The following is a 20,059-nucleotide window of genomic DNA, read 5'->3' on the forward strand; positions in this document are numbered from 1 at the left end:
TTGCCGGTCGACAGGCGCTCCATCGCCGTGCCCAGAGCCTTGCTGGCCGAATTCGAAGCATTCGAAGCGCGGATCGCGCTGATATTGGTGTTGATGACAGACATTGTGCGTGTTCCCGTGACAGTCCCGTTGGTCCCGGCGGGTGGGTCTCCAGCGCCGCCAGCCACTAGACCGGCAGCACGCGGCGAAGTTTAAGTGGGGCATCGACAATCGTTTGCGAAAACGAATCGAGCGCGGCGATTCTCGTCTTTCCGGCGCTCCGGCCAGCGCGCCGCGCAAGTTCCTTAAAATTCTTAACGCGGCCGCAACCCCTCTGCCTGCCTGTCCCGGCACCGCGTTTTTCCTTTGATCGGCAGGCAAGAGGCGGAATCGCGCGTATCCCCGCGTGTCTCGCGCGCGCGTGAGAGGCCCGTGCAGCACCCGGCCGCGCCGATGCGATTACGCAAACCTACCCCCCCTTAAATTACCGCTCTTTTTGCCGTGCCACCCGCATAAGCGACTTCGGAACACGGTTAATTCCCGAAAGGAGCGCAACATGACCGGACTGCATGGCACCAACGACACGCTGCGCCTGCATGGCCCACTGATGCAGCGCGCCAGCGCCATTGCGGCCTCTCTTTTCGACACTTCTGCAATCGATTTTCGGGCCGCTGACGATCGCAGTCCGGCCAAGCCGCGCAGTCGCCGGATCAGCCTGGAGCGCGCCGCCGCGCCCGCGATCGTGCGCGAAGGCGCGCAGCACACCTGCGTCACGTATGTCGACCCGGTCAGCGAAGCCTCGCTGGCGATGATCCTGGCCGCGATGGCCGGGCCGGAAGACCCGATCGCCGCCGACCCGGAAAGCCTTTCGGTATTCGCGCTGGCCGAACGGCTGGCCGTCAGCGACATCCCGGTGCTGATCAACGGCCCCACGGGCACCGGCAAGGAAGTGCTCAGCCGCTTCATTCACGCCCGTTCGAACCGCCGCAGCGGCCCGTTCATCGCGGTGAACTGCGCGGCGATGCCCGAAACGATGCTGGAAGCGATGCTGTTCGGCCACCAGAAGGGCGCATTCACCGGCGCCACTTCGGCCAGCGAAGGCTTCATGCGCGCGGCCGACGGCGGCACCCTGCTGCTGGACGAGATCGCCGAACTGCCCCTGCCGCTGCAGGCCAAGCTGCTGCGCGCGCTGCAGGAACAGGAAGTGGTGCCGATCGGCTCCACCAGGGCGATCAAGGTCGACGTGCGCATCATCGCCTGCGCCAACCGCGACCTGCCCGCAGAAGTGGCCGAGGGCCGTTTCCGCGCCGACCTTTATTACCGCCTCAACGTCTTCCCGCTGACCCTGCGCCCCTTGCGCGAACGGGCGGACGATATTGCCCCGCTGGCCTTCGCGCTGGCGCTGCGCCACTCGCCCGGCACCACGCCTTGTTTCACCGAAAGCGCGCTGGCCATGCTCAAGCTGCATTCCTGGCCGGGCAACGTGCGCGAACTGGAAAACGTGGTGCGCCGCGCGCTGCTGCTCGCCAACGGCAACGCGACGATCACGCCCGAACACATCGTTTTCGACAGCCCGGCGCGGCTCATCAGCCCGCTGGCGATCGGCGGTCTGGCGGTGGCGCACGGCGGGGCCGGGATGATGGCCGACACTGACGGCGCCGATCATGGCGGCACCCGCAAGCTGTCCAGCATCGTCCAGCATTCCGAAGCGCGCCATATCGTCGAAGTGCTTGAAGCCTGTGGCGGCAACCGCCTGCGCGCGGCGCGCGAACTGGGCATTTCGGAACGCACCTTGCGCTACCGCCTGGCTTCGATGCGTGAGGCCGGGATCGAGATCGGCTCCCGTTCCCATAGCGCACCCCACGGCTCTGCCGCCTTCGGAGGCGGCCGATGAACAGCCTTCCCGGAATTGGTACAGGCGGCGGCATCCAGCAGATCCTTGCGCTGCGCCAGCAGATCATTTCGCGCAACGACCTCCTGCGCGAGATCCACACCGCGCAGGCGACCAGCCAGCCCGCTGCAAACGAAGGGCCTGCAGGCGGCTTCGCCTCTTCCCTCCAGAACGCACTGAACGGCGTCAGCGCCGTGCAGCAGCGTTCCGAAGACCTCTCGGTCGCTTACGAAAAGGGCGAAGTCACCGACGTCGCCAAGGTCATGCTGGCGCGGCAGGAGGCGGGCGTCGCCTTCGAAGCCACGCTGCAGGTCCGCAACAAGCTGCTGTCCGCCTACCAGGACATCATGCGGATGGGAGTCTGATTAGATGGCCGATCTCGTCCCCGCAGGCGGTCCTGCATCAGCATTTTCGGGCGGCGGCAGCGTGCTGACGCGGCTTTCCGCGATCACCCAGCAGCCTGCCGTGAAGAAGATGCTGCCGGTGTTCATCGGCCTGTCCGCGATCGGCGGGGCCGCGCTGACGTGGAGCCTGATGGCCCCCACCCCGCAGCGCGTGCTCTATGCGCAGCTGGACGACAGCGAGCGCGCAGGCGTGGCCGAGGCGCTGGACGGGGCGCAGATCGCGTACCGGATCGACAACCAGACCGGCGCGCTTACGGTGTCGGAGGCCGATTACTACAAGGCGCGCATGCTGGTGGCGCAAGACGGTGCGCTGTCCACGCCCGAAAGCGGCGATGCCGTGCTGGACAAGCTGCCGATGGGCGCCAGCCGCACGCTGGAAGGTCAGCGCCTGCGCTCTGCGCGCGAACACGACCTGCAGCTGACGATCGGCCAGATCGACGGGGTGGAGGCCGTGCGCGTCCATCTGGCAGAAGCCGAACGATCAGTCTTCGTGCGTGACAACGTGGCGCCGACCGCGTCCGTCATGGTGCGCCTGCGTTCGGGGCGCAACCTCAGCCAAAGCCAGGTTTCGGCGATCGTCAACCTTGTCGCCGGGTCGGTGCCGGGCCTTTCGGCCGATGCGGTGCGGGTTGTGGACCAGCACGGCCAGCTGCTGTCCGAAGGCAGCGCCAACGGCGACAACGAACGGCTGGACATGCAGGCACGGCTGGAATCCAAGCTGCGCGAACAGGTGTCCCAGCTGCTCACCCCGATGCTGGGCGACGGCAAGTTCACCACCGAAGCGCAGGTGGAACTGAACATGGATCAGGTGACTGCCGCGCGCGAAAGCTATGACAAGGACGGCGTCGTCCGCACCGAACAGCAGCAGCAATCCTCCACCGCCGCGCCAGGACAGGCAGGCGGCATCCCCGGCGCGCTGTCCAACACGCCGCCGCCCGCGACGCAGGCCGTCCCCGGTCCGCCGCAGGGCACCGCAACGCCCGCCCCCAATGCTGCCGCTGCTCCGCAGAACGGCGAAAGCTCTTCCAGCCGCACTTACGAACTGGGCCGCCAGGTTTCGGTTTCCGAAACCGGCCCCGGCAACATCAAGCGCCTGACCGTGGCCGTGGCCATCAGCGCCGATGCCATGAAGGGCGCCAAGGCGCAGGAAATCCAGGACTTGCAGGCGCTTGTCAGCGCAGCGGTCGGCGCCGACCCGCAGCGCGGGGACACGGTGAAGATCGTCACCCGCGCCTTCTCCCCGGTCGCGGTAGAGGAAACCCCGTTCTACGAGACGGACTGGTTCGCGATGATCGTGCGCAACGGCGCGGCGGTGCTGGCGGTGCTGCTGGTGCTGTTGCTGGGCGTGCGCCCGATGATCACCGCCATGCGCGGCGGCAAGCCGGCGAAGAAGGGCAAGAAGGGCGATGTCCAGCTGGACGACAGCCTGCCCTCCACCACCGCCGCCATCACCGCGCGGCCGGAAATCGGCGACGTGGCAGGCGTCGCGGTAGAGATCAGCCGCGCCGAACTGCTCGCCCGCCAGCTTGAGATCGCCCAGCGCCTCGTCGCCGAAAAGCCCGACAGCGCCGTCCTTGTCCTTCGCCAGATGCTCAGCCCGCCTGACGACCAGAAAGCCGCCTGATGACCGAGATTACGCCCATGGCTCCCGTCGACAACGCGGCGGTCATGATGATGCTGCTTGATGAGGACCAGACCACGCACATCCTCTCCGCGCTGGAGCCGCACGAACTGCGCCTCCTGGGCGAAAAGATGGTGCAGCTGGGCGAAATCGGCCCCGATGTTATCGCCAGCGCCATCACCGGCTTCGTCGAAAAGACCGAGAAGATGGGCCTCGTCGTCCATGACCGCGTGGGTCAGGTGCGCACGATGATGAACCGCGCGCTGGGCGAAGTGAAGACCGAGAACATGATGCGCCGCATCGCCCCTGCCGCTCCGGCGCAGACATCCTCGCTGGAAATGGCGCGCTGGCTTACCCCCGATGCGCTGATCCCGCTGGTGAAGGGCGAACATCCGCAGGCGATCGCGGTGCTGCTGATCCAGCTCGACCCAGAAGTGGCGGCCGCGGTGATGCACGGATTGCCGCCGGAAGTTCAGCCCGAGATCGTCCACCGCATCGCCACCCTCGGCCCCGTCGCGCCCCATGCGCTGGAGATGCTGGAGGAAGTGCTCTCGCGCCGGATATCCGAGGCGCACGGCGAACGCCCGCTGCAGATGGGCGGCGCGCGCGAGGCGGCGCAGATCATCAATTCCATCGGCAAGGTCGCGGAAAAGCACGTCATGGGCGCGCTGACCAAGCGCGACAAGCTGCTCGCCCGCCAGATCGAGGAGGAGATGTTCAAGTTCGAACACCTCTTCGTCCTCGATGCGCAGGCGATGGGCGCGCTGCTACGCGACGTGCCGAACGAAACGCTGATCGATGCCCTCAAGGGCATCTCGGAAGACGAGCGCGAGGTCTTCTTCCGCGCCATGTCGAGCCGCGCGGCCGATGGCGTGCGCGATGAAATCGCCGCGCGCGGCCGGGTGAAGCTGGCCGACGTGGTCACCGCGCAAAAGGCCGTCGTCGCCGTGGCCCGCAAGCTGGCGGCAGACGGGACGATCGTGTTCGGCTCCTCGGGAGACGACGACTATGTCTGACATGGGCTTCACCATGGGCATCCCGCGCCCGAAGCTGTCGCTGGCCGAAGCGCTGGGGCAGGCCCCGGCATTCCGCCCCAACGCGCGGCTCTGCGGGTTGCCCGAGATGATCGCCCCGCATCACGAACTGGCCGCCGACGCCCCCGACATCCTGAGCGAGACTTACGGGCGCGGCTATGCCGAAGGCCACGCCGCCGCCAGCGCCGAGGCTGCCGCCCGCCTGCTGGCCGACGACCGCGCGCGTGAGGAACTCGCGCTGTCCTTCGCCCGCCTCGACGCGACGCTGGCCGAGGATCTGCGCCTGCGCCTGCGCGATACCGTGGCGGCGCTGTGCGAAGTGGCGCTTGGCCCGCTGGCGCTGGACGTGGTGGCGCTGGAGGGCCGCATCGAACGCGCCGTATCGATGCTCGCCCGCGCTGATGATGAACGGGTGGTCCGCCTGCATCCCGCCGATATCGCGCTGGTTTCCGCACGCCTCCACGCCGACTGGACAGTCCAGCCTGACCCCAGCCTGGAACGCGGCACCGTGCGGGTCGAAACCGCCACCGGCGGGGTAGAGGACGGCCCGGCGGCATGGCGCATGGCCATCGCCGAAGCGCTGCATCAGGCGTGAGGGGGCTGGAGCGGCCTTCACCCATGACTTCGCCCTACACCTCCATCCTTGCCGACTTCGCGGCCGCCCCGGCAGAACTCGGCCCTCGCCGCTTCGGCATCGTCACCGCCTGCGACGGCGGACTGCTGGAAGTCAGCGGCCTGTCGATCCCGGTCGGCGCGCTGTGCAAGGTCGCCAATGGGCGCAGCACGCTTGCCGCCGAAGTGATCGGCTTTCGCAACGGGCGCACGATGATGATGCTTCTGGGCGATACCATCCTGCTGCGCCCCGGCGCGCGCGTAGTGCCCGAAGGACACCCCGGAATGCTGCCGGTGGGCGACGCTTTCCTGGGCCGGGCAGTCGACGGTGAAGGGCTGCCGATCGACGGCGGCCTGCCGATCCACACCCGCACCGAATGGCCCGCAGGCGGCGTGCGCACGTCCGCGCTCGATCGCAGCCCGGTACGACGCCCGTTCGACACCGGCGTGCGCGCGCTCAACGCGATGACCACCTTCGGCATCGGCCAGCGCATCGGCGTGATGGCAGGATCGGGCGTCGGCAAATCCGTACTCATCGACATGATCGCGCATGGCGCCAGTGCCGAGATCATCGTTGTCGGCCTGATCGGAGAGCGCGCGCGCGAAGTCTCCGACTTTGTGGAGCGGCACATGCACGATGCCAAGCGGCACAAGACGGTGATCGTTGCCGTCCCGGCAGACCATGCCCCCAACCTGCGCCTGCGCGGTGCGATGCTGGCGACATCGATGGCCGAGCATTTCCGCGCGCGCGGCCGCAACGTGCTGCTGATCCTCGACAGCCTGACCCGCGTTGCCCATGCCGGGCGCGAGATCGGCCTCTTGCTGGGAGAGCCCGGCGCCGCGCGCGGCTATCCCCCTTCCGCGCTGGCCACGATCACCAAGCTGGTCGAGCGGGCGGGCAATTCGGCGGCAAGCGGCGGGTCGATCACCGGCCTCTACACGGTGCTGGCCGATGGCGACAATCAGGACGATCCGGTGGTCGACACCGCCCGCTCCATCCTGGACGGGCACGTGGTCCTTTCCCGCGATCTGGCGCAGCGCGGGCAATATCCCGCGATCGACATCGCCGCTTCGCTCAGCCGCGTGATGAACGATATCGTCCCGCGTGAACACCAGCAGTCGGCGCGCACCTTCCGCGCGCTGACCGCCAGTTACGAGGCGAACCGCGACCTTGTGCTGATGGGGGCGTACCGGCAGGGCGCCGATGCCCAGCTGGACCGCGCCATCGCCATGCACGGTGCGCTGACCGGGTTCCTCTGCCAGCCGCAGGGCGAAGTCGTGACGCTTGATCAAAGCGCCGCGCAGTTGCGGGCCTTGCTGGGATGAACGCCGACCGCAAGAAGCTGGCCCGCCTCAACCGGCTGGAAAAGCTGCGCGCGATCGCCAAGCAGACCGCCGCGACGGAGGCCGCGCAGGCCGAAAGCACGCTGGCGCAGTTGAAGAACCTTTCCGAACGCACCCGCCGCCTTGCCACCGACTATGCCGCGCGCCGCGATGCGTCCGATGGCGGGGCGCTGCATCAGGTGGGCCGCTTCGTCAGCGGGCTGCAGAGCCTGTCCAGCACCACCGATGGCAACGCCCTGCGCGCCCAGTCGATCGCCGATGCCAAGCAGCAGGCACTGGTAGAGGCCGAACGCCGACGCGCCGCCATCGAGGATCGCGCCGCCGCACAGGCCCGCGTGGTTGCCAGCAAGGCGCAAGTGCCCGCGCTTGGCGGCAAGCGGTCAACTGGCACGGATCTTGATTAACCTTTTGCAGAACCGCCCTCGAACCCTCGCAGGACCGCCGCCCGCATGATCCAGAGTACCGCCCCGACGCTCTCCGCTGCCCTGCTTTCACCGGCCGGTACGGCGTCCGCCTCCATACCGGGAGCCGCCGACGGCTTCGCGGCGCTGCTGGGTGCTGCCCCTGCGCCGGGCGCCGCTGGCCCTACCGTGGCCGCAGTAGGGGATGCGGGGGCCGCCGCCGTCGCGCACACTGCTAAACTTGCAGATACCGCTGCCATCACCGCCGCGACCGTTCAGGCCGCTCAACCCTTGCCTGACGCGATCAAGGGCGCGCTGCAGGGGCTTGCCGCTCTGACCCGGCAGGCTGGAGCGGCACTGCAGCCGGACCCGGTCGCTCCGGCCGGCACGCCCGTCGCCATGCCTCGCGAAACGGCGGTTTTGCGCGACCAGGCTGCGCTGGCCGTGCCCCCGGAAACTTCGCATATCGCACTGGCAACCCGCCTTGCGGCGGCGGCCCAGCCGTCGCCTGCGGGCGCGCCGCCGTCATCACCTGACGCGCCGGTCGATGCGTCGGCCGCCTTGCAGGCCCTGCCGGTTGCATCGCAAGCGCCCGCCGTCGCCGCACCTGCGCCGCAGCGCCCGGTAACGGCTGCCGGCATCAAGGTCGGCAAGACCCCGGCCGCCGATCCGGCCGCAGAGGCTACTCCCCCCCTCGTCCAGCAGGCAGGCGGCAAGGACGGCAAGCTGGACGGCAACATCTTGCCGCCGGCTGCAGATCCCTTCCGCCCGGCATCCCGCGCCGAGCCACGCGTCGCAAAGCCGTCCGAGCCACGCACCGAGAATCCGCTCGACAAGGCTGCCGAACGCCCGCTGCGCGATGAGGCGGGCAAGACCGACGCCGCCACGGCACCCAGCGTGGTCGTGGAACAAGCCGTGCCCACATCCGTATCCATGCCCCTCGCCGCCATCTTGCCTGCCGCGCCGGTCCTGGCCTCAGCTGCGCCGCCCCCGCCCGCCGACGAGCCCGCACCGCAAGGCGACCGTTCCGCCGCCGCGCCCACGATAGCGCCGGAAGTGCGCGCCATGCGGTTCGAGCCGATCGAGATCGTGCGCGCCGCATCGGCTGCTCCGATCCAGTCAGCTCCGGCCCCGACAACATCGCAGGCATCATCGCCGGTGGCGGCACCGATCAGTTCCGAACCCACTGCCGAGCCGGTCGCCGGCGCCGAGCGGCCGATGCCCGCCCCGCAACCCATGCAGCCCGACGCAACGGCACGCGGCCACGGCGCCGCGCCGCGCTCCGATGCGCTGGCGCAAAGCCCCGTGACCGCGCAGGCCGAAGCCGAAACCGCGCCTGTCTTCCGCCCGGCCAACCCTGCGCGTCAGCAGCCGTCCGAAGCAGGTGACGGCGATGCTCCCGCCGCTCGCGAAAGTCAGGTCGAGGTGAAGGCCGACGCGCCCGCCACCCGGACGGTGCACACCCCGACGCAGCCCTTCGCACCGGTCCAGTCCGCAGAGACCCCGGCTTCCGCCTCGACCGGCGTACCCGGCAGCGTGACGGGCACCGCCCCTGCGGGCGAAACGCCGCATGACTTCGACACCCTTGTCTCACGCATGGCCGAAGCGCGCGAGGCGGCCGCGCCGCATGTGGTGCGCACGGCCTTCGAACACGCCGAATTCGGCCGCGTTGCGATGCAGCTGGGGCAGGATGAAGGCGGCCTTTCGGTGACGCTGACAAGCCGTGACGCCGATTTCGCGCCCGCCGTGCAGGCCGCCGCCGCCGCGATGGCGGGCGGATCGGCCGGGAACACGGACCAGCCGCGACAGGACAATCCGGCCAGTTCGCAACAGCAATCCGGCCAGAGCGGCGGCCAGAACAGCGGGCAGAACAGCTTCGGAGGCGCTCAGGCCCAAAGTTCTCAGAATCAGAACTCTCAGGGCCAAAATCAGGGCCAGAATCAGGGCCAGCAGCGGTCGGGCGGCCAGCCTTCCCGCCAGCAGGATGGGCAGGCTTCCGGGCAGCAACGTCCGCGCTCGGACCAGAAACAGGGCGGCGTCTACGCCTGATCGCGCCTCTTCCAACAGGGGCCAGGGATCAACAGGGCCAAAGTTCAACAGGGACATTCTTTAGATGAGTGACAAGCCGGCCAAGGGCGATGACGACGCACCGACCAAGAAGAAGAAAGGCAAGCTGGGTCTGATCATCATCGCGGTCGCCCTGCTGGCGGTCGGCGGTGGCGGCGTCTTCGGCCTCATGGCTGCGGGCGTCATCGGCGGCGGCCACGCGGAAGAAAAGAAGAAGCCCGAAGGCCCGCAACTGATCAAGAAGGGTGAAGCCGATCCTTATGCCCCGCCCGCCAAGGAAGGCGAGGAGGCTGGCGGCGCCGAGGAAGCCGAAAGCGAGGGGGGCGACGAATACCGCACCGCCTATTTCACGTTCACGGATGATTTCACGTCGAACCTCAAGGATTCCGGCTCGATGGTGCAGGCCAGCATTGCCTGCTCCACCCGCCGCGACGGGCGCGTGCTGCAGTGGCTGGCCAAGCACGAACTGGCGATCCGTTCGCAACTGCTGAGCATCCTTGCCGATACGTCGGAGGACGATGCCTCGACCGTGGAGGGCAAGGACCGGCTGCAGAAACGCATGACCGCCGCGATCAACCAGGTGCTCATCCAGAAGGAAGGCTTCGGCGGCGTGGATGCCGTCTACTTCCGCAACTTCATCGTGCAGTGATGGCCAGCGCTCCCCCAAAAAAGGCGCGCCATGCCGCCGAACTGCTGGGCGCCGGGCCGTCCATCGCCGAGATGGTCCGCCCGCTGACGCAGCTGGGCGAAACGCTGGCACGCACGCTGCCGGGCAGCCTTGCGCGGATATCCGGGGGAGAGCCGCCCGTCGTGCGCATCGGCATCCCCGCCGAAGGCACGCTGGACGCCCTGATCGCCGAAGAGAACGGCCTGACCGCCCACGCGCTGATGGGCCTTGGCCCCAAGCGCCTGCCGCTGCTTGCCAGTTTCGAGGCGGCCCCGGTGCTGCGGCTGCTGGATCGCACATTCGGCGGGCGCGGCCTGCTGCCCGATCCGCTGCCCACGCGCTTTCCGCTGTCCGCCGAACTGCTGCTGTCGCGCATGGAGGAAGCCATTGCCGCCGCGCTTTCGGCCGGGATGGGGGGCGACGATATCCATCGCGTGGCGCCGCTGCGCCGCGATACCGTGCTTGCCCAGCTGGCCCCCTTCGGCCCCGGCGAACCGCTGCTGCGGATCGTGCTGGAAGTGGAGGAAGCCGGGGTGGAGGCATGGTCGCTTGCGCTGGCGTTTCCGCTCGGCACGCTGGCCAGCGCGCTTGTAGCCCCGCGTCGCCAGCGCCGGGTGCCGGTGCGTGCCCGGCGGCCCGGCCCCGGCGAAGAGCCTTTCGCCTCGCTGCCGATCGAAGTGACGGCGGTGCTGGTCGACATGACGCTGCCCTTCTCCCGCCTGTCCGCCCTGCGCCCCGGAGACGTGCTGCCGGTAACGGTAGCGCGCGCGGTGCCGCTGCGGGTCGACGGGCGCACCATTGCTGCGGGCACGGTCGGCGAAGTCGAGGACCGCGTTGCGGTTCAGGTCCAGAATGCCTTTTGAGGAACACGAAGAGACATGAGCATCCATTCCCGCGGCCTCGATTTTCTGCGCGATGTCGATGTGCGCCTGTCGGTCGAGCTGGGCCGCACGCAAATGAAGCTGAAGGACGTACTGGCACTTGGCCCGGAAAGCCTCGTCATGCTTGACCGCATGACCGACGAACTGCTCGACGTGCTGGTGAACGGCAAGCCGATCGCCAAGGGAGAAGTCGTCTCGCACAACGGCCGCTTCGGCTTGCGCATAGTGGAAATGCTGGGCGTGGAGGAAACCGCCGCGCCCGACGATGCGCTGGGACTGCCCGGTGAAAGCGACAGCTGATGCTGTGGTACGTCCTCAAGCTGCTGGTGCTGCTGCCGCTGATCGCGCTGATGGTATGGGGATGTCTGCGCCTTGCGAAAATGGTGCAGGCGCGCGCGGGGATCGGGACGGGATCGAAATCGATCCGCATCGTCGAGACGACCATGCTTTCCCCCACGCTCAAGCTGGCGGTGATCGAATTCCACGGGCGCGAGATACTGGTTTCCACGTCGCGCCACGGGCTGACCCGGCTGGCCGAGGCCCCCGCGCGGGAGCACCCAGCCCCCGCCCCTCTGTGGGAGCAGCCCGCCCCTCTGCGGGAGCAGCCCGAATGAGGTTCCCTGCCAGTTGGGGGCGCATCTGCGCCGCCCTGCCTGCGCTTGTGCTTTCCACCGCTGCCCAGGCCCAGGAGGCACCTGCCGCCATCCCCGGCGCGCTGGACCGGGCGTTCGGATCGCTGGGCGGAACCGACGGGCCGGGGATGACGATGTCGCTGCAGCTGCTCCTGATCATGGGGCTGCTGACGATCCTGCCCAGCCTGATCCTGATGATGACCAGCTTCACGCGCATCCTTGTGGTCCTGTCGATCCTGCGGCAGGCAATCGGACTGCAGCAGTCGCCACCCAATCAGGTGTTGATCGGACTGTCGATGTTCCTGTCGCTGTTCGTCATGGCTCCCACGCTGGAAGTGGTGAACCGCACCGCCATCGCGCCCTATTCGGCGGGCACCATGAACGCGCAGGACGCCATCCAGAACGGCGGCAAGGCCTTCCACGCCTTCATGATCCGCCAGACCAGAGAGCGCGACCTGCTGATGTTTGCCGAAATGGCCAGGGCGCCCCGCTTCGCCAGCGCCGCCGACGTGCCGTTCTCCATCCTTCTGCCCGCCTTCGTCACCAGCGAACTGAAAACCGCGTTCCAGATCGGCTTCATGCTGTTCCTGCCGTTCCTGGTGATCGACCTTGTCGTCTCTTCGGTGCTGATGAGCCTGGGCATGGCGATGATGAGCCCGATGGTGGTGTCCCTGCCGTTCAAGCTGCTGCTGTTCGTGATGGTGGATGGGTGGTCGCTGCTGATGGGCTCGCTGGCGCAGAGTTTCGGATGATGCAGCGCCCCGCAAGGCCCACACATGCAAGGCCCACACATGCAAGGCCCACACATGGGATGACACCCCATGGATGACATAAGCGCCCTCCTCGCCCTGGCGGACCGGATGCTGTGGGTGACCGCGCTGGTGGCCGCGCCGGTGCTGCTGGCGTCGCTGGCGGTGGGGCTGGTCATCGGCGTGGTTCAGGCGGCGACTTCGGTAAACGAACAGACGCTGACGTTCGTGCCCAAGCTGGCGGTGATAGCGCTGGTGCTGGTGCTGCTGGGCAGTTCGATGATGACCCTGATCGCCGACTACACGCAGGACATCTTCGCCCAGATCGCCGCCAGCGGCCAGCAGACGCAGGCTTCGAATTGAACGGGGCCGGTTCTTGAACGGCGCCCGAAATTGAACGGCGTCGACTTCGGCTTCGGACCGCTTGAGGCGGAGTTCTGGCGGCTGGTCTTCGTGATGACCCGCGTGGGCGGCGCGCTGGTGGCTGCACCGCTGTTCGGGGCGGTGACGGTGCCCCCGCAAGTGCGGGTGATGGTGGCGGGCGCGGTGGCGGTGCTGGTCTGCGTGTGGACGCCGGTTCAGGCCCCGGCCCAGATGCTGTCGCTGGCGGGCATCCTGATGGTCATGGGCGAAGTTCTGGTCGGCCTGACGCTTGGCTTCATCCTGCAACTGTCCTTCGCCGCACCGATCATCGCCGCCGAAGTGATCGGCGGCGGCATGGGCATGAACATGGCGGTTGCGGTCGATCCCGTGGCGGGCACGCAGTCCCCTGCGATCGGGCAGTATTTCATGGTGGTGATGACCGTGGTGTTCCCGGCGCTGGGCGCGCACCTGCAGTGGTTCGCGCTGGTGGTGCGATCCTATGCGGTGTTCCCGCCCGGCCAGACATGGCTGGGACCGGAAAGGTTCGACCTTGTCGCCGGGTTCGCGGGGCAGATGTTCCTCACCGCCGTTGCCATCGCGCTGCCGGTGACGCTGGTGCTGCTGGTGGTGCAACTGGTGGCGGGCGTGCTGAGCCGCTCCGCCCCGGCGCTCAACCTGTTCTCGCTGGGCCTGCCGATGGGGGTGCTGGGCGGCATCGCGGCGCTGATGATCTCCGCCCCGGTGCTGACCGACCTTGTCACCCGCCTTTCCGCCGAGGCGCTCGATCACGTCCAGGATCTGTTCCAGTGAGCGAGCAGGCCAAATGAGCGAGCAGGAAGGCGAGAAGAGCTTCGCCCCATCCGAAAAGCGCCTGCGCGAAGCGGCCAAGCGCGGCGATGTCATCCGCCCGCGCGAACTGGCGATCGCAGCGTCGATGGCGATCGGCGGCGCTTGGCTGCTGCTGGCGGGGCCATGGCTGCTTGACCTGTGCGAACGTCTGATCCGGCAGAGCTTCACGTTCGACCGTGCCTCGCTTGATGAATTTGCGCCGGGCACGATGCTGACCGGCGCGCTGGTCGCCGCGCTGCCGCCGATCGCGGTCCTGGGGCTTGGCATCGTCGCGATCTCGCTCGTCGCGCAGCTGAGCTTCGGACAGGGCCGCTGGATCGGTGGCAACCTTGCGCCCAAGGGTTCGCGCATCAACCCGATGTCCGGCCTTAAGCGCGTGTTCGGCCCCTCCGGCTGGATCGAGATGGCCAAGGGCCTTGCCAAAGTGGCGCTGCTGGGCGTGATCGCATGGGTCTGGGCGGATGGCCGGATCGACGCTTTCGCACGGCTGGGGCGCGGCGACGTGTTCGGCCAGCTGTCATGGGCGTGGAACACCATAGTCCTGCTGCTGTTCTGGCTTTCCGCCGGGCTGTTCCTGATTGCGCTGGTGGACCTGCCGATCCAGCTTTTCCGCCGCAACAAGCGCCTGATGATGACCCTGCAGGACGTGCGCGACGAAGCCAAGGAAGCCGAAGGCGCGCCGGAAAAGAAAGCCGCGATCAAGGAACGCCAGCGCAAGATAGCCTCGGGCGGCCTCGTCCCCGCCATGAAGCAGGCGCAGTTCGTGGTGGCCAACCCCACGCATTTCGCCGTAGCGCTGACTTACGACCCGGCCAAGGCCTCCGCGCCGATCCTCGTCGCCAAGGGCCGCGGCGACACCGCGCTGGCGATCCGCGATCTTGCCGCCGAATACGGCGTGCCCGTGCTGCACTATCCGGCGCTGGCCCGCTCGGTGTTCTACACCACCCGCGAAAGGCAGATCATCCGCGAGGAACACTATGTCGCCGTGGCTGCGTTGCTGGCCTTCGTGCTGGCGCTGAAACGCGGGGAAAAGCGGCCCAACCCCGAAGTCTCGGTGCCGGTAAGCCTGCGCTTCGACACAGAGGGGCGGCTCGATCCGGGATCGGCCGCGTGATTGTGCGCCGTAACGCCGCTGACACCCTTAACTTTGCCCTCCCAAGGCCGTCCTAACCCGCATGACCACCACCACCTCCTCCACCTCGTCGGCCACCACCACGACCTCGCTCGTGACCGCGCTTGGCGGGGGCAGCGGGGTGGACATGACCGCGCTGGCTAACAACCTCGCCAACGCCCAGTTCGCCTCGCGCAATGATCGGCTGACGGCAAAGTCGGACAAGCTGGACGCGCAGATTTCCGCCGCCTCCAACATCAAGTCGCTGATGCTCGGCCTTGACACCTCGCTGGGCACTCTGGTGCGTTCGGGCAGCCTTGCCCGCACGCCGAGCGTGGCCAATGCCGCCGTCGCCGGGGCCACGCTTTCGGGCGCAAGCCAGCCCGGCGGCAGCTATTCGCTGGAAGTCACCCGGCTGGCAAGCGGCCAGCAGCTGGCCAGCACGCCTTATGCTTCGACCACCAGCGCGGTGGGGTCGGGCACCCTCTCGCTGAAATTCGGGACCGTTTCGGGCGGCAGCTTCGCGCAGGACACCAGCCGCACCGCCGTGGACATCACCATCCCCGCAGGCGCAACGCTGGCCGACGTCGCCGGCCTGATCAACGGCGCAGACGCCGGGGTGAGCGCTTATGTCACCACCACCGTCGACGGCGCGCAGCTGGTGCTCAAGGGGGCGGAAGGCGCTGCCAACGGCTTCGTTCTGGAAGCGGGCGATCCCAGCCTTGCCGCGCTTGCCTGGGCGCCTGGTTCATCGAACGGCCAGCTGATGAGCACCGCAGGCGATGCCGCGTTCAAGGTGGACGGGCTGTCGATGACCGCCAAATCCAACACCGTCACCGACGCGATCCCCGGCGTGAAGCTGCAACTGGCCGCCACCAACACCGGCGCGCCCACCACCGTCAGCTTCTCCGACCCGACGAGCGCGATCGCCACGTCGATGCAGGACTTCGTCGACGCGCTGAACGAAGTCGTCTCCGCGCTTAACAGCGCCACTTCGCTGGGCGCGGACCTTGCCAACGACCCCGGCGCGCGCGCGCTCAAGCGATCGCTTTCAAGCCTTGGCGGCACCACGATCATGCCCAACGCCACGGGCCCGGCGAAGACGCTGGCGGACCTTGGCCTCAAGATCCAGCGCGACGGCACATTCACGCTCGACACCAGCCGGTTGAGCGCCACGCAAAGCGCCGATCCCAAGGGCGTTGCGGCGATGTTCACCAACGGCGTCCACGGCGTCTTCGCCACGGTCGACAAGATCTACCGCTCGGCCACGTCCACGTCGGATGCCTATTCGCTGGGCAGTTCGATCGCGGGTTACACCAAGAAGAAGACCTCGCTCGCCACCGAGAAGACCGACCTTGCCGAGCAGCAGGAAAAGCTGCGCGCGCGGCTGGTGTCGCAGTACACCGCGTCGGAAACCCGGATCGGCACCTCCAAGTCCACGCTGGCGATGCTGACCAACCAGATCGCCCAGTGGAACAAGTCGAGCTGACCATGCTGAAGCCCTGCTCTCCTCAGGAAGCCTACCGCCGCGTGGACTTCGACGCACGCGTGGCCGGTGCCGGTCCTGCCGAACTGGTCCACTTGTGCTACGAACACCTCGTCAGCGCGCTGGGCACCGCCGTCCACGCCGACATCTACGGTGACAACTGCCTCAAGAGCCGGTCGATGACGCGCGCGCTTACCGCCGTCACGGCGCTGCAGATGGGCGTGGCCGGGGCGGATGGCATGGCTGTCGCGCTGGGCCAGCTCTACGAAGGCGCGCGGCGCACGATCCTCGACAGCGCGCTGGACTTCGATGCCGACGCCATCGGCACCCTGCGCACCGACTTTGCAGAGATCGGGCAGGCCCTGAAAGCCGGCTGAAGGCAGGGTGAAGACCTGACACCCGGCCAGCCATGCAAAGTGCCCATTTCGGGCAGCCTGTAAGTCACGGAAAAGCGCCGGTTAGCCGCGATTAGTCCGCCGTTTGCCTCGGTTTCGGAGCAGGTCGGGCGCGACGCGCGGCGCGCAATGCGAATAACTCCCTAGGCACAAACCCAATGCCAGATAACATGGGAGCTTCGCCGTGGACCTGATTTCGAACCTGATCCTGATCGACAGCGACATGCGCCGCCGCGCGGCCATCAGCCACGTCCTGTCCAGCGGCGGCATTCACGTGGAACCGTTCGAGAATATCCCTGAACTGGCGATGGCCTGGCCGCGCTCCGGCGTGGTGCTGATCCATGACCAGGCGGGCGCAATCGATGAACTGATCGAAAGCATGGCCCAGCATGGCGAATGGTTCCCGATCATCGCCTTTTCCGAAGAACCGGGCGCGCAGCGGATCGTGCAGGCCATCCTTGACGGCGCGATAGACTATATCGCCTGGCCCATCTCCCCCGAAGAACTGACGGACAGCTTGTCCAAGGCCATCACCCGCGCCGAAAGCATGGGCAATGCCAAGCTGCGCGAAGTCATGGCCCGCGCGCGTGTCGATCGCCTCACCCGCCGCGAACGTGAAGTGCTGGGCGGCGTCGCCAGCGGCCTGTCCAACCGCCTGATCGGGGAAAAGCTGTCGATCAGCCCGCGCACCGTGGAAATCCACCGCGCCAACATGCTCAACAAGCTGGGGGCGAACCATACGTCCGACGCCATCCGCATTGCCATCGAAGCATCACTGGTCAACTGACGCGTAAATGCCCGTAGCCCCGGATAAACGGGCCGTTAGCCACGACTGCGTAAACCTGTACCGTCGGCGTCGTCATCGTTTGCCAGGGCGTCGACAGCCTGATCCCGCTACGAAGGGGCAGGCCCGGTCGTTTCCCCTCCCGATCGGGCCTGTCGCGGGATCCCGCCGGAACAGCGCATATCACTACAGCGCCGCTTCGATGGGACCCGTTCAGGTGTGCAGGTCAGTGCAAACGGATGGAGGCAGGGCCGATCTGCGGATCGGCCACATGCGCCACGGCATGCTCGCCCCTGGCCAGCACAGCGGCGACGTGGCCGGCCAACATCGCCAGCGCCAGCGTGGTGCCTTCCGCGATGGCCTCTTCCGACCCGCCCGGCGGTACAACGGTGGCAAGGCAGGTATCGTGGCTTCCGCGTGACAGCATGAAGGGAATGTCCGGCCCCATGATTTCCAGCACCGCGCTCATCGCCGCGCCGCAATCGAGCATGGCGTCCACCCGCGACCGGTCCAGCGGTGCATTACCGTCGATGCCGCTACCGCCCAGCAGAGCCAGCGCTTCACGAATACGGTCGATTTCCTCGCACGGGGCGCTTCCCGCACAATCATGCAGGAAGTCGCGCAGCTGCCGCGCGCGCGCGCGATCCATGCCATAGGTATTCGAGGTGCTTGCCATGCCTTTTCGTTTTCTTTCGCGTCCGAAGGGTGCGCCACAGTCCCCAGACGGGGGCCAGCGTCAATACGCAGTTCCCTGTAATCTGGATTCGCTGTCCCACCTTGTTACATCTTATGGATGCAAGGTGAAACACCCGTATATTCGGGCCTGCGCACTCCCCTTGCGCGAATTCGCTTAAGGAAAAGCCCCTGCTAAAGCCGCGCGATCGCATCCAGTCTTGTAGCGACCCAGTCCGGTTCGGTAAGCATCAGATCGTGGCCGGTATCGATATCCCAGACCCGCCCTTCGGACCGCTGCGTCAGTAAATCCATGTCTCGGCCGGATATTGTCGAAGTACAGATAAGGTGACTTTCCGGAATTGCGCGCATGGCAGTCTCCTGCCGAAGCATCAGCTTCTGTTCAAAGCACTGCCATGGTTGCGCCGTCAGCCGCGCGTCGGTCCAGGGGCCGAGCACTGGATCCGTCACTCCGAAAAAAGCGGCCATGCCTGGCATCGGCGCCATGACCAGTTGCACGCCGTCAATGTCGTGCAACCCCTGCCGTGCCGCGTGGATGGCGTCATAGGCATGTTCGTAAAGTGATTCGCCGTCGCGCGGGTAGGCCGCATCAAGATATACCCGGTGCCCGACACGCTCCGGCTTGCGGTCCGCCGCCCCCGTGATGACCATGCCGCCGTAGCTGTGGCCGACAAGGATCACCCCGGCCATATCCTCGAACTCCAGCAGTCCGGCGATATCGGCGATGTGGGTATCAAGGGTGATCGCCGCGCTCATCAGGTGGGCGCGGTCGGCCAGGCCGCTCAGCGAAGGAGTGTGGACTTCATGGCCAAGTGCGCGGAGCCGCTGCGCCACCGGTTTGTAACACCAGCCGCCATGGCCGCCGCCGTGGACCAGAACAAAAGTCGCCATGCCGCCCCTCCCTGATTATGATCCACAGGGGATCGCATCAGGAAACGGGTGTCAAGCGCCAACTGCTTCCCGACGCGCCGCGAACCAGGGCACCATACGTTCTATCGCGTCCTCGATCTCAGGCGTGGAAACGGCGAAGCTCAGCCGGATGAAGCGATTGCCGTCGACGGGGTCGAAGTCGATGCCCGGCGCGGTTGCGACGCCGGTATCGGCCAGCAACTGGCGGCAGAAGGCAAAGCTGTCATTGGTCAGGTGGCCGATGTCCGCCCATATGTAGAACGCCCCGTCCGGCGGCGCGATCCGCTGCAGGCCAAGGCGCGGCAACGCGGCAAGCAGCACTTCACGATTGCGGGCGTAGTTGGCGTGGTGGCCTTCCAGTTCCTCGGTGCAATCGAAGGCGACAAGTCCGGCGTGCTGCGCCAGCACGGGCGGGGTCAGGAACAGGTTGGCGATCCGCGCGCGCGCCGCGTCGATCAGGTGCGGGGGAACGACCAGCCAGCCCAGCCGCCAGCCTGCCATCGAGAACCACTTGGAAAAGCTGTTCACCACCAGCGCATCGGGCACGTGCTGAAGCACGGAATCAGCGGTCATGCCGTATGTCAGGCCATGATAGATCTCGTCCGAGATCACCGCGATGCCCTTGCGCGCGCAGACTTGCGCAATGGCGGCCAGTTCCTCGGGCGCGATGACAGTGCCGGTGGGATTGGCGGGGCTGGCAAGGATCAGCCCTTCGGGCTCCGGATCGAGCGCGTCGATCGCGGCGGCGGTCACCTGATAGCGCTCTGCCGGGCCGCAGGGCAGTTCGACCGGCTCGATGTAGAGCGTGCGCATGGCGTTGCGATAGGCGACGTAACCGGGCCGGGCCAGGGCCACCCGCGCGCCCGGCCGGAACAGGCAGGACAGCGCCAGCACGAAAGCGGGCGAAGCGCCGCAGGTCAGGAACACCTGCTCTGGAGACACGGTTGCGCCATATGCCTCTGCATAATGGCGGGCGATCCGCTCGCGCAGTGCGGGGCTTTCCCAGTATCCGCCGGCCTCTGCATCAAGCACCGCATGGGCCGCCGCAATGGCCGCCGCAGGCGCGCCGGTGGAAGGCTGGCCGTATTCCATATGGATCACGTCGCGCCCTTCGGCGGCAAGTTCGTAAGCAAGGCGGCCGATGGTCGTGGCGTGGAAGGGTTCGACATGCGCGATCATGCCTGCCT

At 67.3% G+C, this 20,059-nt stretch carries 22 protein-coding genes and 1 pseudogene; 19 read left to right on the forward strand and 4 right to left on the reverse strand.

What is annotated here, in order from left to right; genetic code table 11:
* Window positions 1-104 (reverse strand): annotated as a pseudogene (locus A8V01_RS29260) (flagellin FliC); the annotation flags it as partial.
* 431 nt (window positions 105-535) lie between these two features.
* Here A8V01_RS29260 and A8V01_RS14050 point away from each other — a divergent pair.
* The 19 genes from A8V01_RS14050 (at window position 536) to A8V01_RS14140 (ending at window position 17,273) form a co-directional block, all read left to right on the forward strand.
* The gene (locus A8V01_RS14050) at window positions 536-1,873 is read left to right on the forward strand and encodes a sigma-54 interaction domain-containing protein (protein WP_103096469.1); all 1,338 of its coding nucleotides are present in this window, start codon (window positions 536-538) and stop codon (window positions 1,871-1,873) included.
* Complete coding sequence (gene fliE / locus A8V01_RS14055) at window positions 1,870-2,235, forward strand: flagellar hook-basal body complex protein FliE (RefSeq protein WP_103096470.1); 366 nt, start codon at window positions 1,870-1,872, stop codon at window positions 2,233-2,235. Before A8V01_RS14050 ends, fliE begins: the two co-directional genes overlap by 4 nt.
* A 4-nt stretch (window positions 2,236-2,239) precedes the next feature.
* A complete protein-coding gene (gene fliF / locus A8V01_RS14060) occupies window positions 2,240-3,898 on the forward strand; it encodes a flagellar basal-body MS-ring/collar protein FliF (protein ID WP_103096471.1) in 1,659 nt (552 codons plus the stop codon).
* Window positions 3,898-4,911 carry a flagellar motor switch protein FliG gene (fliG, locus tag A8V01_RS14065; RefSeq protein ID WP_103096472.1) on the forward strand — a complete coding sequence of 338 codons (1,014 nt, stop codon included), beginning with the start codon at window positions 3,898-3,900 and terminating at the stop codon, window positions 4,909-4,911. The genes fliF and fliG overlap by 1 nt, the downstream gene beginning before the upstream one ends.
* A complete protein-coding gene (locus tag A8V01_RS14070) occupies window positions 4,904-5,524 on the forward strand; it encodes a FliH/SctL family protein (RefSeq protein WP_103096473.1) in 621 nt (206 codons plus the stop codon). Before fliG ends, A8V01_RS14070 begins: the two co-directional genes overlap by 8 nt.
* 23 nt (window positions 5,525-5,547) lie before the next feature.
* On the forward strand, window positions 5,548-6,867 hold the full coding sequence (locus A8V01_RS14075; RefSeq protein ID WP_103096474.1) for a FliI/YscN family ATPase: 1,320 nt from the start codon (window positions 5,548-5,550) through the stop codon (window positions 6,865-6,867).
* Entirely contained in the window at window positions 6,864-7,289 is a 426-nt protein-coding gene (locus tag A8V01_RS14080; protein ID WP_103096475.1) for a hypothetical protein, read from the forward strand. The genes A8V01_RS14075 and A8V01_RS14080 overlap by 4 nt, the downstream gene beginning before the upstream one ends.
* A 45-nt stretch (window positions 7,290-7,334) precedes the next feature.
* On the forward strand, window positions 7,335-9,335 hold the full coding sequence (locus A8V01_RS14085) for a hypothetical protein (protein WP_103096476.1): 2,001 nt from the start codon (window positions 7,335-7,337) through the stop codon (window positions 9,333-9,335).
* A gap of 64 nt (window positions 9,336-9,399) precedes the next feature.
* Window positions 9,400-10,002 carry a flagellar basal body-associated FliL family protein gene (locus tag A8V01_RS14090; protein WP_103096477.1) on the forward strand — a complete coding sequence of 201 codons (603 nt, stop codon included), beginning with the start codon at window positions 9,400-9,402 and terminating at the stop codon, window positions 10,000-10,002.
* Window positions 10,002-10,883 (forward strand): FliM/FliN family flagellar motor switch protein, encoded by an 882-nt coding sequence (locus tag A8V01_RS14095; RefSeq protein WP_103096478.1) that lies wholly within the window; start codon window positions 10,002-10,004, stop codon window positions 10,881-10,883. The genes A8V01_RS14090 and A8V01_RS14095 overlap by 1 nt, the downstream gene beginning before the upstream one ends.
* Window positions 10,884-10,898: 15 nt before the next feature.
* On the forward strand, window positions 10,899-11,201 hold the full coding sequence (fliN, locus tag A8V01_RS14100; RefSeq protein WP_103096479.1) for a flagellar motor switch protein FliN: 303 nt from the start codon (window positions 10,899-10,901) through the stop codon (window positions 11,199-11,201).
* Window positions 11,201-11,515, forward strand: coding sequence for a flagellar biosynthetic protein FliO (locus tag A8V01_RS14105; RefSeq protein ID WP_103096480.1), 315 nt, complete (start codon window positions 11,201-11,203; stop codon window positions 11,513-11,515). The genes fliN and A8V01_RS14105 overlap by 1 nt, the downstream gene beginning before the upstream one ends.
* Window positions 11,512-12,285, forward strand: coding sequence for a flagellar type III secretion system pore protein FliP (gene fliP, locus A8V01_RS14110; RefSeq protein WP_103096481.1), 774 nt, complete (start codon window positions 11,512-11,514; stop codon window positions 12,283-12,285). The genes A8V01_RS14105 and fliP overlap by 4 nt, the downstream gene beginning before the upstream one ends.
* 69 nt (window positions 12,286-12,354) lie before the next feature.
* Entirely contained in the window at window positions 12,355-12,645 is a 291-nt protein-coding gene (locus A8V01_RS14115; RefSeq protein ID WP_103096482.1) for a flagellar biosynthetic protein FliQ, read from the forward strand.
* Window positions 12,646-12,675: 30 nt separating this feature from the next.
* The gene (gene fliR / locus A8V01_RS14120) at window positions 12,676-13,455 is read left to right on the forward strand and encodes a flagellar biosynthetic protein FliR (protein WP_103096483.1); all 780 of its coding nucleotides are present in this window, start codon (window positions 12,676-12,678) and stop codon (window positions 13,453-13,455) included.
* 13 nt (window positions 13,456-13,468) lie between these two features.
* Window positions 13,469-14,608 carry an EscU/YscU/HrcU family type III secretion system export apparatus switch protein gene (locus tag A8V01_RS14125; protein ID WP_103096484.1) on the forward strand — a complete coding sequence of 380 codons (1,140 nt, stop codon included), beginning with the start codon at window positions 13,469-13,471 and terminating at the stop codon, window positions 14,606-14,608.
* Window positions 14,609-14,669: 61 nt separating this feature from the next.
* Window positions 14,670-16,094, forward strand: coding sequence for a flagellar filament capping protein FliD (fliD, locus tag A8V01_RS14130; protein ID WP_103096485.1), 1,425 nt, complete (start codon window positions 14,670-14,672; stop codon window positions 16,092-16,094).
* Window positions 16,076-16,468, forward strand: a complete 393-nt coding sequence (locus A8V01_RS14135; RefSeq protein WP_245892548.1) for a flagellar protein FliS — start codon at window positions 16,076-16,078, stop codon at window positions 16,466-16,468. The genes fliD and A8V01_RS14135 overlap by 19 nt, the downstream gene beginning before the upstream one ends.
* A 202-nt stretch (window positions 16,469-16,670) precedes the next feature.
* Window positions 16,671-17,273, forward strand: a complete 603-nt coding sequence (locus A8V01_RS14140) for a response regulator transcription factor (protein WP_103096487.1) — start codon at window positions 16,671-16,673, stop codon at window positions 17,271-17,273.
* A gap of 223 nt (window positions 17,274-17,496) precedes the next feature.
* Here the strand turns inward: A8V01_RS14140 and A8V01_RS14145 are convergent, their stop codons facing one another.
* The 3 genes from A8V01_RS14145 to A8V01_RS14155 all read right to left on the reverse strand — a co-directional run bounded on the left by A8V01_RS14145 (window position 17,497) and on the right by A8V01_RS14155 (window position 20,051).
* Window positions 17,497-17,946, reverse strand: coding sequence for a hypothetical protein (locus tag A8V01_RS14145; protein ID WP_103096488.1), 450 nt, complete (start codon window positions 17,944-17,946; stop codon window positions 17,497-17,499).
* 191 nt (window positions 17,947-18,137) lie between these two features.
* The gene (locus A8V01_RS14150; protein WP_103096489.1) at window positions 18,138-18,854 is read right to left on the reverse strand and encodes an alpha/beta hydrolase; all 717 of its coding nucleotides are present in this window, start codon (window positions 18,852-18,854) and stop codon (window positions 18,138-18,140) included.
* A gap of 51 nt (window positions 18,855-18,905) precedes the next feature.
* Window positions 18,906-20,051: a pyridoxal phosphate-dependent aminotransferase gene (locus tag A8V01_RS14155; RefSeq protein ID WP_103096490.1), complete on the reverse strand. Its 1,146-nt coding sequence runs from the start codon at window positions 20,049-20,051 to the stop codon at window positions 18,906-18,908.
* Between the last annotated feature and the right edge of the window lie 8 nt (window positions 20,052-20,059).

Source organism: Novosphingobium guangzhouense, from assembly GCF_002896965.1.
Classification (GTDB): Bacteria; Pseudomonadota; Alphaproteobacteria; order Sphingomonadales; family Sphingomonadaceae; genus Novosphingobium; species Novosphingobium guangzhouense.

Excerpts from the sequence above, each read along its gene's own strand:
- A8V01_RS14050 (WP_103096469.1), top strand. The coding sequence starts at position 536 with ATGACCGGACTGCATGGCACCAACGACACGCTGCGCCTGCATGGCCCA.
- fliE (WP_103096470.1), top strand. The coding sequence starts at position 1,870 with ATGAACAGCCTTCCCGGAATTGGTACAGGCGGCGGCATCCAGCAGATC.
- fliF (WP_103096471.1), top strand. The coding sequence starts at position 2,240 with ATGGCCGATCTCGTCCCCGCAGGCGGTCCTGCATCAGCATTTTCGGGC.
- fliG (WP_103096472.1), top strand. The coding sequence starts at position 3,898 with ATGACCGAGATTACGCCCATGGCTCCCGTCGACAACGCGGCGGTCATG.
- A8V01_RS14070 (WP_103096473.1), top strand. The coding sequence starts at position 4,904 with ATGTCTGACATGGGCTTCACCATGGGCATCCCGCGCCCGAAGCTGTCG.
- A8V01_RS14075 (WP_103096474.1), top strand. The coding sequence starts at position 5,548 with ATGACTTCGCCCTACACCTCCATCCTTGCCGACTTCGCGGCCGCCCCG.
- A8V01_RS14080 (WP_103096475.1), top strand. The coding sequence starts at position 6,864 with ATGAACGCCGACCGCAAGAAGCTGGCCCGCCTCAACCGGCTGGAAAAG.
- A8V01_RS14085 (WP_103096476.1), top strand. The coding sequence starts at position 7,335 with ATGATCCAGAGTACCGCCCCGACGCTCTCCGCTGCCCTGCTTTCACCG.
- A8V01_RS14090 (WP_103096477.1), top strand. The coding sequence starts at position 9,400 with ATGAGTGACAAGCCGGCCAAGGGCGATGACGACGCACCGACCAAGAAG.
- A8V01_RS14095 (WP_103096478.1), top strand. The coding sequence starts at position 10,002 with ATGGCCAGCGCTCCCCCAAAAAAGGCGCGCCATGCCGCCGAACTGCTG.
- fliN (WP_103096479.1), top strand. The coding sequence starts at position 10,899 with ATGAGCATCCATTCCCGCGGCCTCGATTTTCTGCGCGATGTCGATGTG.
- A8V01_RS14105 (WP_103096480.1), top strand. The coding sequence starts at position 11,201 with ATGCTGTGGTACGTCCTCAAGCTGCTGGTGCTGCTGCCGCTGATCGCG.
- fliP (WP_103096481.1), top strand. The coding sequence starts at position 11,512 with ATGAGGTTCCCTGCCAGTTGGGGGCGCATCTGCGCCGCCCTGCCTGCG.
- A8V01_RS14115 (WP_103096482.1), top strand. The coding sequence starts at position 12,355 with ATGGATGACATAAGCGCCCTCCTCGCCCTGGCGGACCGGATGCTGTGG.
- A8V01_RS14125 (WP_103096484.1), top strand. The coding sequence starts at position 13,469 with ATGAGCGAGCAGGAAGGCGAGAAGAGCTTCGCCCCATCCGAAAAGCGC.
- fliD (WP_103096485.1), top strand. The coding sequence starts at position 14,670 with ATGACCACCACCACCTCCTCCACCTCGTCGGCCACCACCACGACCTCG.
- A8V01_RS14145 (WP_103096488.1), bottom strand. The coding sequence starts at position 17,946 with ATGGCAAGCACCTCGAATACCTATGGCATGGATCGCGCGCGCGCGCGG.
- A8V01_RS14150 (WP_103096489.1), bottom strand. The coding sequence starts at position 18,854 with ATGGCGACTTTTGTTCTGGTCCACGGCGGCGGCCATGGCGGCTGGTGT.
- A8V01_RS14155 (WP_103096490.1), bottom strand. The coding sequence starts at position 20,051 with ATGATCGCGCATGTCGAACCCTTCCACGCCACGACCATCGGCCGCCTT.